The organism is Acetobacter sp. AAB5, from assembly GCF_050106715.1.
GTDB lineage: Bacteria > Pseudomonadota > Alphaproteobacteria > Acetobacterales > Acetobacteraceae > Acetobacter > Acetobacter oryzifermentans.
Genome location: NZ_JBNIEW010000020.1, coordinates 1 through 13610 on the forward strand (window position 1 = coordinate 1; position 13610 = coordinate 13610).

A 13610-nucleotide genomic window follows, 5' to 3' on the forward strand; every position below is an offset into this window, starting at 1 on the left:
AAACATCCCGCCAGCAGAAGCTGAGGCACGCTTTTATGCACAACAGAAATCACATGCATTAGCCGCTTAAATCAGATAAAAAACGTCTCCACAAAACCCGGGGCAATTCACAGATGGCCAACAGCAACGCCGTCAGAAGGGCGGCATAACAACAACCGGGTATAGCTTATCAAGCCCACAAAACTGTCCGAACGGACGGGACCACATCATTTAGGAAGTTTTGGACCCCATGGGCGGACCTTACCTGCGGCGCATCCCTTACAACGTATGTTTTCAAACTCTACGCTTTGGAAATACGGTATTTCCCCAGATTTCAGTATTCAGGTGCATACGATTGTAGATTATGGATGGAAACATGCAGAAGGTCATTCTCATGGCCCCAAAACAGGGGATGTGCCTGTTGATCTGATCTATCGTCTGGTACGACCGAACCCTAAGCGTTATATTCCAGCATTTAATCTGTTCGTGGGCATGGTTTTCCCGACCGGAGATTATACAAAGCTCGGTGATAAGCAGGATGGGGTAGGAAGTGGTGCCTACGTTTTCCGCACGGCTTTGACAGAGCAATCAACTTACACTTTGCCGGGCAACCATGAATTGCGTCTGCGGGTATGGAACTGGTTTCGCCGTGCTGTGACATCAGCCAAACTTGTTGATACCACCAGCTATGGAACAGCCTATGGCTTTCGTGGTCGCGGCCAGCCGGGGATGAGTGGCCAGACGGGTTTCTCTCTGGAATATGGTTTAAGCCAGAAATGGGTTCTGGCCATGGATATTGCGCACGACTGGTCGAATGGCTCTACCTTGCGTGGTCATGATAAGAACGGCACGTACATTCATAAGACCGGAGCAGCCGGAACAGACTGGCAGATCGCACCTGCATTTGAATATAACTGGAATGCAAATTGGGGAGTGATCGTAGGATCAGCATTCTATTTTGCAGGACATAACAAAAGCATTCAGGTGTCACCGCAATTTGCTGTTAATGCGATGTTCTGAGCCCGGTTTGCTGTGAGAGGTATGAAGTCGGTGTTCATTCCTCAAGAATTTCGGAAATTCCGCACAGTAAGCCCCCGAACTTGAGAAAAGGCGTGATCACTGGTCACTAGCATCAGATGTTCCGTCAGGGCATGCGCTGCGATCATGAGGTCTAAAGACCCATGAATTTGACCGCGCCGTTCTTGCTCTGCTCGTAATTTCCCATAATGCTCCGCCACGTCATTATTCCAGGGCAGTATGGTCAGCCGATCCATCACAGTGCGTGTCAGACGCTGTAAGCGGGTCGCCGATGGGCGTTTGGCCAGCCCATAAGCAACTTCTCCGGCGGTTACGGCCGAGACACAACACTGGTCTGGATCAAGGGCCTCGACGTGTAAGAGCACTCTCTCGTCAGCGCGTATAATGTCACTTATTGTATTGGTATCGAACATATAAGCAATCACGGCAGGCACTCAGAAAATGGATTCCGGTCCTGTTGGTCCTGGCTACGACCTTCAGGGAAAAGATCAGCCCCTTTGGCCTTACGAATGGCAGAGAGTGTCTCGCTCCATCCCTCGGGTCGAGGCGAGAGAATGACATCGCCGGTACGGGGGTCTCTGCGGATGGTGACCTCTGATGTGTCAAAGCGGTAAGCGGCGGGGAGCCGAACAGCCTGGCTGCGACCGGTCATAAAAATTTTGGCTGTATCGGACATATTCGCCTCTCTTTAGTAGATACCAATGATATATACCATTCTGTACCAAACTGCGCAATATGGAATCCCAACGAGGAAGTGGGAGTTACCTCATTTCGTAGTTAGTTTCAAACTACGTCTTTTTCCAAAAAACAACCTCCTTCCCCATACCTACTTGCGTTAATTCCACTTATCGCAACTAGGTGGGAGGTCATAAAAAAAGGCCCCGTTGTCGAAATTCCTCAATTAGGAGAATCCTCGTTTTCGCGCCGTTCAACCCCGCGAAAATGCCCTTATTCGGGTTAAAACGAGTCCTCTAATTAGGTTAAAATAAGCCCGTTCTTAGTCGGGCTTATTTCACGCCGAGGACTCACTCCATGTCGGCTCTGAGGGGCAAACGGAATGTCTGCTTCCGGACAAAAGATGCAGAAAGCCGCCAGTTAATTCCACAGTTTCCAAGACGCCCCTAACAGATTTCGTCTCCACCCGAAGCCAGAAAAGCGCGGATCCAAAAAATCTGACAATCTGTTCATCCTAGTTTACTCACGAAATGTCTGAGATGATCTGCAATGAAACTGGCTATAAAATAATAACTGTGATCGTAATCAGGACGAAGATTCAGGATGAGTTCCTGCCCTGCATTCTGTGCGGCTTCCTGGAACAGTTCTGGTCTGAGCTGTTCTTTCAGAAACTGGTCCGCCAGACCCTGATCTATCAGAACAGGCAGTCTTTCCTTCGCTGTCCGCACAAGTTCAAGCGGGTCATAGGCTGCCCAACTGGCACGATCCGGACCCAGATAAGCACTGAATGCTTTTTCACCCCATGGTACCTGCGTTGGCGCCACAATGGGTGAAAAGGCTGACACAGAACGATAGCGGCCAGGATTACGCAGCGCGATCATGATGGCGCCAAATCCACCCATCGAATGTCCCGCAATGCCTCGCTGCTGCGTAACCGGAAAGCTCGCCTCAATCAGCGCAGGAAGTTCCGTGACGACGTAATCATACATCCGATAATGCGCAGCCCACGGCTCCTGCGTCGCATTGAGGTAAAATCCGGCACCCTGTCCAAGATCGTACGCATCGTCATCAGCCACACCCACGCCCCGTGGACTGGTATCCGACGCGACAATGGCGATGCCCAGTTCTGCGGCCACGCGTTGCGCGCCAGCCTTGCCAATGAAATTCTGCTCCGTACATGTCAGACCGGAGAGCCAGTAAAGAACGGGAACCTTTTCAGTTTTTGCCTGCGGCGGCAGGTAGATCGCGAAGTTTGATTCCACACCCAACGACACGGACTTGTGTCGCCAGACTTCCTGCACACCCCCAAAAGAGGCGTGTGTTTCCTTGCGTTCCATGGCTCTCACTGCCTTTTGCGCATGTCAGTTACCGTCCGTGAAGGTATAACTGCAGATCTTGTTCCCTGCCGGATCCCGGAGATAGGCAGCGTAAGCGCCCGGTAAGTGGCTTCGCGGGCCGGGTGCGCCTTCATCGGTTCCCCCATTGGCAAGACCTGCGGCATGAAAAGCCTCCACTTCGGCGGGTGTCGCTGCTGCAAAACCGATGGTGACACCGTTGCTTGAGGGCGCTTCACCGTTGCCTGGACGTGCAATGATGAAGGCTGGCTTTTCGCGGCCATACAGAATCCACCCATGCCCGAACGGCCCCAGGTTTTTTATGCCCAGAGCCGCAAGCGCGGCGTCATAGAATTTCGCGGATACCGCAGTATCCACTGCCCCAAGAAAAACGTGAGAGAAAACACCGTCACCGGAAATAACTGCCATGATCGTTCTCCTGTAATTTCCAACCATTGGAAATGATGTTGCGCGGTGAGACGCAGACCTTAGAAATGAATGACGGAACGGATGGATTTTCCTTCATGCATCAGATCGAAGGCCGTATTGATGTCTTCGAGCGGCATGGTGTGGGTTACGAAAGGCGCAAGTTCGATATCGCCACGCATGGCATCTTCGACCATGCCGGGAAGCTGGCTGCGTCCCTTGACCCCACCGAAAGCCGAGCCGCGCCACGAACGCCCCGTCACAAGCTGGAAGGGACGGGTCGAAATTTCCTGACCGGCCCCTGCCACCCCGATGACGATCGACTGCCCCCACCCACGATGCGCGGCTTCTAACGCCGCGCGCATGACGTTGACGTTTCCGATACATTCAAATGTATGATCAATACCCCAGCCGGTCATTTCCACAAGAACCTGCTGAATCGGTTTGTCATAATCCTTGGGGTTGAGGAATTCCGTGGCGCCGAATGCTTTGGCAAGTTCAAACTTTTCCGGGTTGGTATCAATAGCGAAAATCCGGCCAGCCTTTGCCTGTCGCGCTCCCTGAATGACCGCCAGACCGATCCCGCCCAGACCGAAGACGGCAACCGTATCTCCCGGCTGCACCTTGGCCGTGTTGTGTACCGCACCAATCCCTGTGGTGACGCCACATCCCAACAGACAGACATGCCCTGGATTGGATGCGGGATTGATTTTTGCCAGAGAAACCTCGGCGACAACCGTGTATTCGCTGAACGTCGAACACCCCATGTAATGATGGATCGGCTGACCTTTGTAGGAGAAGCGTGTCGTGCCATCCGGCATCACACCTTTACCCTGTGTGGCGCGCACTGAAATGCAGAGATTGGTTTTTCCCGACTTACAGAACAGACATTCACCGCATTCCGCCGTGTAAAGCGGAATGACATGGTCGCCGGGGGCAACGCTGGTTACGCCTTCTCCGACCTCGATGACAATTCCCGCGCCTTCGTGACCCAAAACGGCTGGGAACAGTCCCTCGGGATCATCCCCTGACAGGGTAAACGCATCAGTGTGGCACACACCCGTATGCGTGATCTGCACGAGCACCTCACCAGCACGAGGAGGCGCTACATCGATCTCGACAATCTCAAGGGGCTTACCCGCCTCGAAAGCAACTGCGGCCCGTGATTTCATGATTTTTTCTCCAAATAACCTATCAGCCAGCATCGAGGGCATTACCGGAGATAGGATCGAACGAGTGACACCACATTCTCGATCGAACCACTGGCAGCATCACGATCACCGGCACACTCAACAAATTCTTCCCGCAGATGGCTTTCGAGGACACCGGCCATTAATCCGTTGATCGCTCCCCGGATAGCCGCAACCTGTTGCAGTACCGGACCGCAATCAGCCCCCTTCTCCAGAGCCTGTTCCAGCGCATCAAGTTGCCCGCGAATACGGCGCACGCGGGTCAGAACGCGCTTTTTCTCAGCTGGTGTGTGCGGCACGAAACGTTTACTCCGAATATACTGCCCTTGAGTATCCTTTCATACTATGGGGCAGTATGACAAGGATATAAGGATGTGCTTGTCATATGATCCGATCAAAAGTCCGTATCGCCGAAATTTTCACCGTAACGTCCATGGGGGGACTGCCTGTGTCTTGGAATCATTCAATAGGTGTAATCAGTGAAATCCAGACAAGCTCTACAACGAGGCTTTGAAGCGCTGATGTCCGCTATTTGACAAATAATCTTGTGGTCCAAACGACCGAGATGTAGGCGGAAGCAGACCCGTGCGTTGATAAACATGCGGTCGCGTTTTGTCTCCTAATTATGGGCTTTTTTCGCATCAATAAGGGACCTTCCCATAATTAAGGGTATCACTAACATGCTGAAATATAAGAATATTGACTAACATAATTAAGGTATTTCGACATTTGTCGAAAACCAGAAGATAATGATAATCCGCAGCTGACTGCCTTTTTTGTCGACGCAAAAACCACTTAATCGCGATAAAAATGCAGAAATTAATGATAGAGTTGCCGGCCCGTGCAGACACGCCGGAAACCATGCAAACAGACCCAGAACTTCCGCTTACGCCTCATGCCGGACGCTCAAGCTCTTTGGAGCCCGTCTCAAAAGTGGACTTTCGTTTACGACCGGCCACGCAGCCCCGTTACGACCATCATAAAGTAGCTGGGGATATTGGCGAGCAACACCCGCATTACTTCTTCCTGCCGAGAGGTGGCTCACACCCCGCTGTGATCTATTACATTTCCTCACGCTAGGCTTAGGATTTTGGTAACGTATTGGCCTTGTGCCCGATTAATTAGTGATCTTAGTCCGTAGGCGAATACATAGTACCTTTGACTCCTAGCCCTCTTCTGCGCCGGAACTTACAATCAAAGTATGATCACGAACGAAGCGTATCTCCGACATGCTTTGCACTTGTTCAAATAGACGTTTGCTAGTCGCCGACATAAGGGTGCCAAACCACGCAACCAACGCCTCCCGCTCAGCAAAAAATTCCAGCGCATCGTCGAAGTCCCAACGTGGCATCATTACCAGCTTGTTTTCCAAACTGAAGCATTCGGTTGTGAAGCTAATGCGCTGCCGATCAGCATCGGAGTGAGCTATGACCTTGTTGCGCCGCTCTAACAGTCGCTCATGCAGAGCACGTTCGTCAGAGCTGGGGCTAATCTTGATCTGTTTAAAACTAAGCAAAGGCAAATTATTAGCATTTGTGAAGGCGCGCCCATAGGCAATTACAGCGGTGTCTTCAAAACATCGATAGCGCCGTCGCTCGACGCGAGTAACGAGGCGATCTTCGTCAAGTTCACATATAAATTCCATGGCACTGCATGCCATCTGGAAATCAGCGAGGGACTGAACCAACCTGATCTGCCGCGGCAGTAGTTGTTCTGCGTCACCATCTTTTATGTTTTTTTCCAATTACATCCTCCATCTAGCACCGACAAACTAAATCTCTTTGTGGGAGGTAAGAAATACGACCCGAAAGCCAATAGGAAAATTCCGGAATATGCGGATAACTCGCCGGACACCGGGCTTTCCAGCCCCTCGGAATCCCTTGCCGAACGCAAGGCAAAAAATTCCGTCCTCGCAGGCTAAAAAGCAATTAAATCGTAACAGACTACCCAGATCGTTGGGGGATGGCTCCTTCCGCCCGCATGCCAGTCGTAGCGCGTGGTTCAAGCGTTTCCCAATAGCGGACACCGAATGAGAGTTATATGCTCCTAGCATGCCCGGTACCAAGCACCATACTGCCCTTGCTTCGGCGGCTACCGTTTATATGTCACGCTGGCATCTAGTTGCCGATGGCGCGCCTGTTCGGACAGCAAGTTCCTACTTGGTGCCGGTCACCCGCGATGGCTCCCCGGCTATGTTGAAAGTAACTTCTGACCCCGATGAACTTCGCGGCAATCATCTCATGACACTGTGGAATGGGCAGGGTGTTGCCGCAGTTATGGAACATGATTGAGGCGCTCTTCTTCTGGAAAGAGCAATTAGCGGTCGCACTTTCGCCGACCTCGTTTACGCAGGCTTAGACAATGAAGCAACGCGAAATCTTTGTGAGACAGCGGAACTTCTGCACTCATCTTCACGATTACAGCATGAAGAAATGCGGTCTTTGAAAAGCTGGTTCGCTGACTTGCTCGGTTTCTCCTCGAACAACGCAGAATGGTTGAAAGACTGCGACCGTCAGGCCCACACGCTATTAAGTGATCCACAGGAGCAACTCGTCTTGCACGGAGACCTCCATCACGGCAACGTTCTGGATTTTGGGGCGCGAGGTTGGCGCGCGATCGACCCGAAGGGCCTTTATGGGGAAAGGGCCGCTGATTTTGCGGCTCTATTTCTGAATCCCGATCTTGCGGATTCACAGCGCCCCTACGCTATTTCTCCACAAAGGTTCGAGCAAAGGATCAGGCTTGTCAGCTCACATACGGGTGTTGAGCCTGTCAGACTGTTGCGATGGATTCATGCTTGGAGCGGCCTGTCCGCAGTCTGGTTTATCGAAGATGGGATTGCTCCGGAAACTCAGCGGGCAGTTGCGCATCTGGCGTCTGAGGCGCTCGGTTAAGAAGGCAGCAGAAGCTGCCGCTTTCGACTCTCATATCGGCCGTAAACCTGTTACACTGACGTTTCCGAAACAGACTCGGCCTCACTGGCCACTGAAACACGAAATTTTATCTACTCTAAAACCAAAATAGTAAGCTTGGAATTATGAATTCAGAAAACAATGATGAACTCGAAAAATTTAAAAGTTATATGCACGAGCGATTTAATGAACTTGAACGAGACAGTCGCGGCACTGCATGGGATTTTGTAGGGCTGTCGGTATCCTTGGATTATCTTGCTTCCCTTACCAAGATTAAAGTCAAAGTCAAAAGAAAAGAAGAATTAAAATGGCAATCAGGCCGTGAATATTTCACGATTTTCATTAATAAATTTTTCCCAGAAGCATATTCCCAGTTCACCTATAGAAATGGCTCCAATGACTTGCCAGAGCAGATGTATCGCACTCTCAGATGTGGTTTGGCACATGCCTTCAGCTTGTATGGCGAACCCGGTGGGCACGGTCGGACTGGATCAATTATGATTGGGCATGGGGAGGGTAATCTAATCCCCGCTCAAAAGGCACCGCCTCGTGATGATACTGTAATCCTGAATTTTATTCCCTTTATTAATGACGTGCGGAATGACGTGCGGACGGCACTTAACAACCTCATAGAGGCCGCCCGCTCTGATCCACGGTTAAAAGAGCGCCTGTTAGAACGTATTCGAGCGCAACCCCCACTCCAACTAATCCTCGAATAGTATCGCTGTTTAGCCGTGTGTAGAGATGAAAACTTGCTGGAGATCAGTTAGGCGTCAGTCTGACGGCTTTCTCTCTTCATCGCCGATGACCGGACCGTCCACTTGCCCCCCATTGTTACCGTTCAGTTGAGGTTGCTATTATCTTAGGGCACCGTGGTCTTATAGGCTCAGGCATACGATGGACCTCGTGATGCGGCAGACGCGCTCGTCGCGGTGCAGCGACTGCGTCAGGATATTGCTGAGGGGGCTTACTATGCTGGTTTTTCGGGAAAAGGATAACGAGCAATGCTTGATGCTCTACACCTGACCGGATCATGGCCTGTTCTACGCTCGCGTGTTCTAGAACAGGTAGACCGCCTCACCAGGCAGCGTTTGGCTCAATCCGACATTACGATCGACGTCCTGCGTCCCATTCTCTCGACAGCACGCTTCTCCCCGCCCCTTCCTGTCTTTATCGCCGGCAGCATTCTTCCGGATGGCTCTGCTCTCTCCGACACTGAATTGCCCGACGGCGCCGAACACACAGCCAGTGCGCGTAAACTTCTTGAGGGCGCCCTTTCCTCTCTCCCCAGCGGCTACCATCTCGAAGTAGCTCTTGAGATCGATCGACAACGCTTAGCGTTTGTCGCGTCGCTTGTTTCGTCGGACCAGAACGAAAGACCATCTTTCCTTCCGAGCAAGGACAAGGTCAATTCTATCCCGACACCTGCACCTATCGGACAAGCTCCTGCCAATGTTGTCCGCTGGTTCTCGGCTTTGGCTGAAGCTGAGGTTCCCAAACATGACGGCCAACTGGAGACATCACAGGCAGCCGTAGGCACATTCGTTCAGATCGGTAAGGCCGCTAACACCCGCCGAGCCTACCGCTCGGCCATCCGTGGCTGGTGTGCATTTGCTGAACGTCATGACCTCCCTGCCCTGCCTGCGCGAAGCGAAGATGTTGCAACCTATCTAGCTGATCTGGCTTTGCGCGGACGCAAGCCAGCAACTATTGAACTCTATAGGGCTGCGTTGCGCTATCTTCATCATGTGGCACATCTACCCATACCTACGACACATGCTCTCGTCTCTGAGATGCTGGCCGGAATTCATCGCTCACCAAGCAAGACGCCACAACGCCGGGTAAAAGGTTTGACTTGGGAAATGCTCTGCGAGGTCGTTGATAAGATCCCTATGACATCGCTGGTGGATACACGTGACCGCGCCATTTTGCTGGTTGGCTATGGTGGAGCGCTTCGTCGCTCTGAACTGGCAGGGATCCAGCTCGAACACGTCATGCTTGATGAAGACTGCATGCGGATCACCCTACCCTACTCCAAGGGGGATAAGAAGCATCAGGGCACCACAATCGTTATTCCCCGTGGGATAACCAGACATTGTCCTGTTCGTGCGTGGGAGACGTGGCTACGGGAGTCAAAACTGACACCACGAAAAAACAAGTCAAACGATTCAAAGACAGAGAGCACAAACGAGACGACTGCTGCCTTCCCAAGAATTTGGCTGCCTGCAACAGCGAAAAAAAATGGGACTGCTCCTGATCCTAAAATCGGCACGCAAAGTCTTTCGGACTTTTCGATAGCCACAATCATCAAACGCCGCTGTCAGGCTGCGGGGATTGAGGGCGATTTTAGCGGGCACAGTCTACGTCGGGGTGCCATCACGACAGGCGCTCAGGATGGCATTGACCTGATGTCGCTCAAACGATTTTCCCGTCATCGCGATTACCGAGTTCTGGAAGCATATGTTGAAGAGGATCAGGCTTTTAAACGACATCCTGGTAAAAGTCGGTTTTGAAGAGAAACTTCATTACCGCCCTAAAAGTTCACACCCACTTACTTTTTCCTAAGTCATCATAGAAAGCTGAATCGTCTTGCTTGTTAAGACTCGACGTATGTGAACTTTTAGGGCGTTGTCCGTAGCTATTTTACATAGGTTAAATGTGAACTTTTAGGGCCGAAGTATGAACTTTTAGGGCACCTTAAGATTATCGAACCCCTTTCTTTTCAATGACATACAGATTTCATCCTAGGGACTTTTGGGGCGCAAACTAATATAAATATACAAATATCTTTGCGAATAGTTTTGCGCCCCAAAAGTCCTCGAAGACTTTGAAGCAAGAAGTACGTATCTAAGACACATGGCAAGAATTCACCGCCTTCTTGAAGAACACGGCCGCCAAGGTGCATTGGCTTTCACAGATGATAGGAAAGAGCTGGAAGTTGCTTTTGACTTCATGTCTGACGAACAGACAGGTGTAGGCTTTCTCTTCAGTGGTTGGTGTCAGGCAGCATTACCTCACAGGAGGCAGCCAGATGATCAGATATGGCTTATAGAAACTGAACATTTAAAGTTAATGGTAGAGCCTGGGTCAGTTGCCACAGAAGATGGTGTAATTAGAATTGGCGTACCCTACGGGTCGAGGGCGCGCCTGATACTACTTTATCTCCAGACAGAAGCTATTAAAACAAATAGTCGAGAAATTGAGCTTGGGCGTAGTCTACGTGAGTGGCTACAAAAATTAGGCGTATCGATTGGTGGAAAAAGTATGAAAGATGTTCGTGAGCAGGCATTAAGGCTCTCACGCTGTCGGATGACTTTCCAAATTACTAAAGGTAACCAAATTGGCTTTGTTAATCAAAATATCTTGGATACAGCTCTCTTTACTCACCATGTAAATGGTGGATTATTAGAGACAGTTAAATTATCTGAAGGTTTTTTTGAACAATTAAAAAAACACCCAGTCCCATTACAAGAAGCCGCAATCCGTGCGATAGCAAATAATAGTCAAGCATTAGATATATACTGCTGGCTCGCTTATCGATTACACGTTCTTCCAGCTGATTGCCAAATTACATGGAAAGCACTGTATGCTCAATTTGGGCGGAGTTACGCGCGCCTGAGAAAATTCAGAGAAAACTTTCTGGAAAGTTTGAAAATAGCACTGGCTGTTTATCCCGATGCAAAAGTCACTACGACTGAGATAGGAGTGATTTTACATTCATCCAAACCTCCAGTGCCCCAAAAGGCCACACATCTGGTCAATCCTACAACGAAATAGGTTTAACGACATGAATGGCCCTTAAAGCGCTGCCAACCTAACGGCCTTTGATAGCTTTGATGACTTTATTGATTTCACGGAATTCACGGCTCAATGTAAAATATTCCAATGCAAGCTTCTTCCTTCTATTCAAAATTTTATCCCTTTTGTTTTCCAGTTTTTCTAGGTCTATTATATTCTTTTTTTCGCCATTTTTTTCTATGCGCTGGCGATAATCTTTCCGAAAATTCAATAGCTTTCTACGACCCACTTCAGGACGAATAAGTCCCTCTTCCTTTGCCGCATCAAGTTCCGGATCTGTCATGTTTGTTAAGACGTAAGCTGCTGAATAGCTTGCCGGGAGATCGTTTTCTGGGACCTTGCCCGTTTTTACAAAACGAGCAACACTTTTCAACATCGAAGCTACAGTATCACCGAATGGCAGTATCTTTTCTGCGCTCTGCTTTAGTCTTTCTCGTTCGCCGATAGTTAAAGAAGCTTCAATATCTAGAAGCGCATTTCCCATTGCCAACGCGGCGTGGCCAGCTCTTACAAAATTGCGATAAATGATCTTACGTTGGGTAACGATCGTCTGAAGACGTTTCTGATCTTTCAGAAGATCCGTGTCACCGAATACTTCGTTAAGTGTATGTAATAAATCTTCATCAATCTCAATTAATTCGTTCTGCGCAGAACTTCTAGCATCCGCAGTCATAAGTTCTATTTCACGCTCTTGAGTTAGTGGCTCATCACGTAAAGCAATTTTTTTGGCCAATGATTTTGAAATCTTTACGGTCATAGTTCTATCTCGTGTTTAATTAAATCCCAAAGTAGCTCAACGTCTTTAGAACCTCTGGCATCTTTAATATCGACAGAGGTCAATCCACCATGATTGTGAACATGCATATCCTCAGCAATTGGTATCTCAACTGGCAAAACTCGGGCGTATTTAGCAACCCTTTGTCGGGCTTCTCTAAAACTTTTAGTCTGACGATTTACCCGCGAGAACACTACAAAAGCTCTGACACCTGCTTTTTTTAACGATAGTAAGTAAGGCGTATTACTAGATATGTCATTGTGAGTAGCACTAGTAGGCACAAGAACTACATCAGCAAGTTGTGACAAACCCAAAAAAGCATCAGCATCGTTTTCTAATGCAGGAGGTGTATCAATAACTACCAAATCATTATCATCTGTGTAATCTTCAACAGTTTTCCATTTTGATAACGTTAAAGACTTTACAGGAATACGTGTAAGAGAAGGAATAGATTTCTGCGTTTCTTCTCTTGCATCTCCCCAGTTACGAAATGTAGCTTGAGGATCGAAGTCGATTCCAGAAACTCTCATTCCATCCCTTGCGGCACAGACTGAGATACATTCAGAAAGTGTGGATTTGGACGTCCCACCTTTCACGCTAGCAAACAAAATAGTTTTTCCAAGCACCTTGAGGCTCCCAAAATCTTTCTGATACAGACCTATATTATTTACATCACCTAGCGCAACATTTTTACACGTGTAAAAAACATTTTTTTCAGGATTCAGTCTTCCTGAATGATCAAAAACCCCCGTTACCCAATGAAAGGTTAATGGTTTTTACACGTGTAAAAAAAGAAATTTACCGCGTTTAATATAGATAAATAATATCAATAGAAAATATTCACCAGCCCTGAGCGTGCGCCGCAAGTGGTAGGTGCTCGCCATGCTCGCCCGCTGCGCGGCCTGTGCGTGGCTCCGCTCCCGGCGCTTCGCACCGCACTTGCGCCCCCCACTCCGGCCCGGTTGTCCGGAAGGCATAAGGGACAAGGAATGAAGAGAGAGTAGACGCTCCCCTTCCCGCTCCTTGCCACTAATCCTCACAAACCTATGCAATCAGGCCCCCGACCCTTTCTGAGGCGTCGGGCGATGCCGATTGAACGGAGTGCGCCATCATGTCCATGTCAGCCTCGCAACTCAATCTGTTCGATACCACTGTACTGTCCGGTGAGCTCGCATCCCTCTGGTCTCTAGACGATGACCAGCCCCTTCCCGAAGTCAGCCTCCCCTCCCCTCACTCTTTCCGTATTCCACAGCGCGATTTCCGGCTGAAGGGACTGCGTGGTCTTGCAAGCGGATGGAAAGCCCGTGCTGAGGGTAATCTGGCAGCGATTGCCCTTCTCGGGGAACTGGAGCGCGAGGATCGTAACGCCACCGAGGCAGAGCAGGACGTGCTTGCTCGTTTTACAGGTTTTGGTGCGGGTGAACTTGCCAACAACCTCTTCCCGCCGACAGGCAAAGAAGTGCGCAAGGGATGGGAAAGTCTT

The 13610-nt window shown here is 49.8% G+C and carries 15 protein-coding genes and 1 pseudogene; 7 read left to right on the top strand and 9 right to left on the bottom strand.

Annotated features, from left to right (window positions below; all coding sequences use genetic code 11):
- Window positions 1-267: 267 nt before the first annotated feature.
- A complete protein-coding gene (locus ACP7IZ_RS12870) occupies window positions 268-999 on the top strand; it encodes a hypothetical protein (RefSeq protein ID WP_006117298.1) in 732 nt (243 codons plus the stop codon).
- A gap of 41 nt (window positions 1000-1040) precedes the next feature.
- On the opposite strand, the gene ACP7IZ_RS12875 is transcribed toward ACP7IZ_RS12870, so the two are convergent.
- The 6 genes from ACP7IZ_RS12875 to frmR all read right to left on the bottom strand — a co-directional run bounded on the left by ACP7IZ_RS12875 (window position 1041) and on the right by frmR (window position 4941).
- Window positions 1041-1451 carry a type II toxin-antitoxin system VapC family toxin gene (locus tag ACP7IZ_RS12875; RefSeq protein ID WP_006117297.1) on the bottom strand — a complete coding sequence of 137 codons (411 nt, stop codon included), beginning with the start codon at window positions 1449-1451 and terminating at the stop codon, window positions 1041-1043.
- Entirely contained in the window at window positions 1439-1693 is a 255-nt protein-coding gene (locus ACP7IZ_RS12880; protein WP_039891981.1) for an antitoxin, read from the bottom strand. Before ACP7IZ_RS12880 ends, ACP7IZ_RS12875 begins: the two co-directional genes overlap by 13 nt.
- A 508-nt stretch (window positions 1694-2201) precedes the next feature.
- Window positions 2202-3029 carry an S-formylglutathione hydrolase gene (gene fghA / locus ACP7IZ_RS12885; RefSeq protein WP_075624153.1) on the bottom strand — a complete coding sequence of 276 codons (828 nt, stop codon included), beginning with the start codon at window positions 3027-3029 and terminating at the stop codon, window positions 2202-2204.
- Window positions 3030-3053: 24 nt separating this feature from the next.
- A complete protein-coding gene (locus tag ACP7IZ_RS12890; RefSeq protein WP_003618982.1) occupies window positions 3054-3455 on the bottom strand; it encodes a VOC family protein in 402 nt (133 codons plus the stop codon).
- Between the two features lie 59 nt (window positions 3456-3514).
- Complete coding sequence (locus ACP7IZ_RS12895) at window positions 3515-4624, bottom strand: S-(hydroxymethyl)glutathione dehydrogenase/class III alcohol dehydrogenase (protein WP_003618980.1); 1110 nt, start codon at window positions 4622-4624, stop codon at window positions 3515-3517.
- A 41-nt stretch (window positions 4625-4665) separates the two neighbouring features.
- Window positions 4666-4941, bottom strand: a complete 276-nt coding sequence (frmR, locus tag ACP7IZ_RS12900) for a formaldehyde-responsive transcriptional repressor FrmR (protein ID WP_003626675.1) — start codon at window positions 4939-4941, stop codon at window positions 4666-4668.
- A 523-nt stretch (window positions 4942-5464) separates the two neighbouring features.
- On the opposite strand from frmR, the gene ACP7IZ_RS12905 reads away from it, so the two are divergent.
- Window positions 5465-5722: a hypothetical protein gene (locus ACP7IZ_RS12905; RefSeq protein ID WP_143225527.1), complete on the top strand. Its 258-nt coding sequence runs from the start codon at window positions 5465-5467 to the stop codon at window positions 5720-5722.
- A gap of 85 nt (window positions 5723-5807) precedes the next feature.
- Here the strand turns inward: ACP7IZ_RS12905 and ACP7IZ_RS12910 are convergent, their stop codons facing one another.
- The gene (locus ACP7IZ_RS12910; RefSeq protein ID WP_116100392.1) at window positions 5808-6386 is read right to left on the bottom strand and encodes a hypothetical protein; all 579 of its coding nucleotides are present in this window, start codon (window positions 6384-6386) and stop codon (window positions 5808-5810) included.
- Window positions 6387-6744: 358 nt separating this feature from the next.
- On the opposite strand from ACP7IZ_RS12910, the pseudogene ACP7IZ_RS12915 reads away from it, so the two are divergent.
- The 4 genes and pseudogenes from ACP7IZ_RS12915 (at window position 6745) to ACP7IZ_RS12930 (ending at window position 11331) form a co-directional block, all read left to right on the top strand.
- Window positions 6745-7536, top strand: a pseudogene (locus ACP7IZ_RS12915) (aminoglycoside phosphotransferase family protein).
- 143 nt (window positions 7537-7679) lie between these two features.
- Window positions 7680-8273: a hypothetical protein gene (locus tag ACP7IZ_RS12920; protein WP_426849606.1), complete on the top strand. Its 594-nt coding sequence runs from the start codon at window positions 7680-7682 to the stop codon at window positions 8271-8273.
- Window positions 8274-8558: 285 nt separating this feature from the next.
- Complete coding sequence (locus tag ACP7IZ_RS12925) at window positions 8559-10067, top strand: tyrosine-type recombinase/integrase (RefSeq protein WP_116100394.1); 1509 nt, start codon at window positions 8559-8561, stop codon at window positions 10065-10067.
- Window positions 10068-10410: 343 nt separating this feature from the next.
- On the top strand, window positions 10411-11331 hold the full coding sequence (locus ACP7IZ_RS12930) for a replication protein RepA (RefSeq protein WP_099540574.1): 921 nt from the start codon (window positions 10411-10413) through the stop codon (window positions 11329-11331).
- A gap of 37 nt (window positions 11332-11368) precedes the next feature.
- On the opposite strand, the gene ACP7IZ_RS12935 is transcribed toward ACP7IZ_RS12930, so the two are convergent.
- Together ACP7IZ_RS12935 and ACP7IZ_RS12940 are read right to left on the bottom strand one after the other, a co-directional pair.
- Complete coding sequence (locus ACP7IZ_RS12935) at window positions 11369-12109, bottom strand: hypothetical protein (protein ID WP_099540575.1); 741 nt, start codon at window positions 12107-12109, stop codon at window positions 11369-11371.
- On the bottom strand, window positions 12106-12753 hold the full coding sequence (locus ACP7IZ_RS12940) for a ParA family protein (protein ID WP_162870759.1): 648 nt from the start codon (window positions 12751-12753) through the stop codon (window positions 12106-12108). Before ACP7IZ_RS12940 ends, ACP7IZ_RS12935 begins: the two co-directional genes overlap by 4 nt.
- A gap of 485 nt (window positions 12754-13238) precedes the next feature.
- Here ACP7IZ_RS12940 and ACP7IZ_RS12945 point away from each other — a divergent pair.
- Window positions 13239-13610 (top strand): hypothetical protein (locus tag ACP7IZ_RS12945; protein ID WP_426849609.1); only part of this gene is annotated, 372 nt, incomplete at its 3' end.

What these genes read in the sequence shown, in the direction of transcription:
- ACP7IZ_RS12870 (WP_006117298.1), top strand. Translation starts at nt 268, where the DNA reads ATGTTTTCAAACTCTACGCTTTGGAAATACGGTATTTCCCCAGATTTC.
- ACP7IZ_RS12880 (WP_039891981.1), bottom strand. Translation starts at nt 1,693, where the DNA reads ATGTCCGATACAGCCAAAATTTTTATGACCGGTCGCAGCCAGGCTGTT.
- fghA (WP_075624153.1), bottom strand. Translation starts at nt 3,029, where the DNA reads ATGGAACGCAAGGAAACACACGCCTCTTTTGGGGGTGTGCAGGAAGTC.
- ACP7IZ_RS12890 (WP_003618982.1), bottom strand. Translation starts at nt 3,455, where the DNA reads ATGGCAGTTATTTCCGGTGACGGTGTTTTCTCTCACGTTTTTCTTGGG.
- ACP7IZ_RS12895 (WP_003618980.1), bottom strand. Translation starts at nt 4,624, where the DNA reads ATGAAATCACGGGCCGCAGTTGCTTTCGAGGCGGGTAAGCCCCTTGAG.
- ACP7IZ_RS12905 (WP_143225527.1), top strand. Translation starts at nt 5,465, where the DNA reads ATGATAGAGTTGCCGGCCCGTGCAGACACGCCGGAAACCATGCAAACA.
- ACP7IZ_RS12920 (WP_426849606.1), top strand. Translation starts at nt 7,680, where the DNA reads ATGAATTCAGAAAACAATGATGAACTCGAAAAATTTAAAAGTTATATG.
- ACP7IZ_RS12925 (WP_116100394.1), top strand. Translation starts at nt 8,559, where the DNA reads ATGCTTGATGCTCTACACCTGACCGGATCATGGCCTGTTCTACGCTCG.
- ACP7IZ_RS12930 (WP_099540574.1), top strand. Translation starts at nt 10,411, where the DNA reads ATGGCAAGAATTCACCGCCTTCTTGAAGAACACGGCCGCCAAGGTGCA.
- ACP7IZ_RS12935 (WP_099540575.1), bottom strand. Translation starts at nt 12,109, where the DNA reads ATGACCGTAAAGATTTCAAAATCATTGGCCAAAAAAATTGCTTTACGT.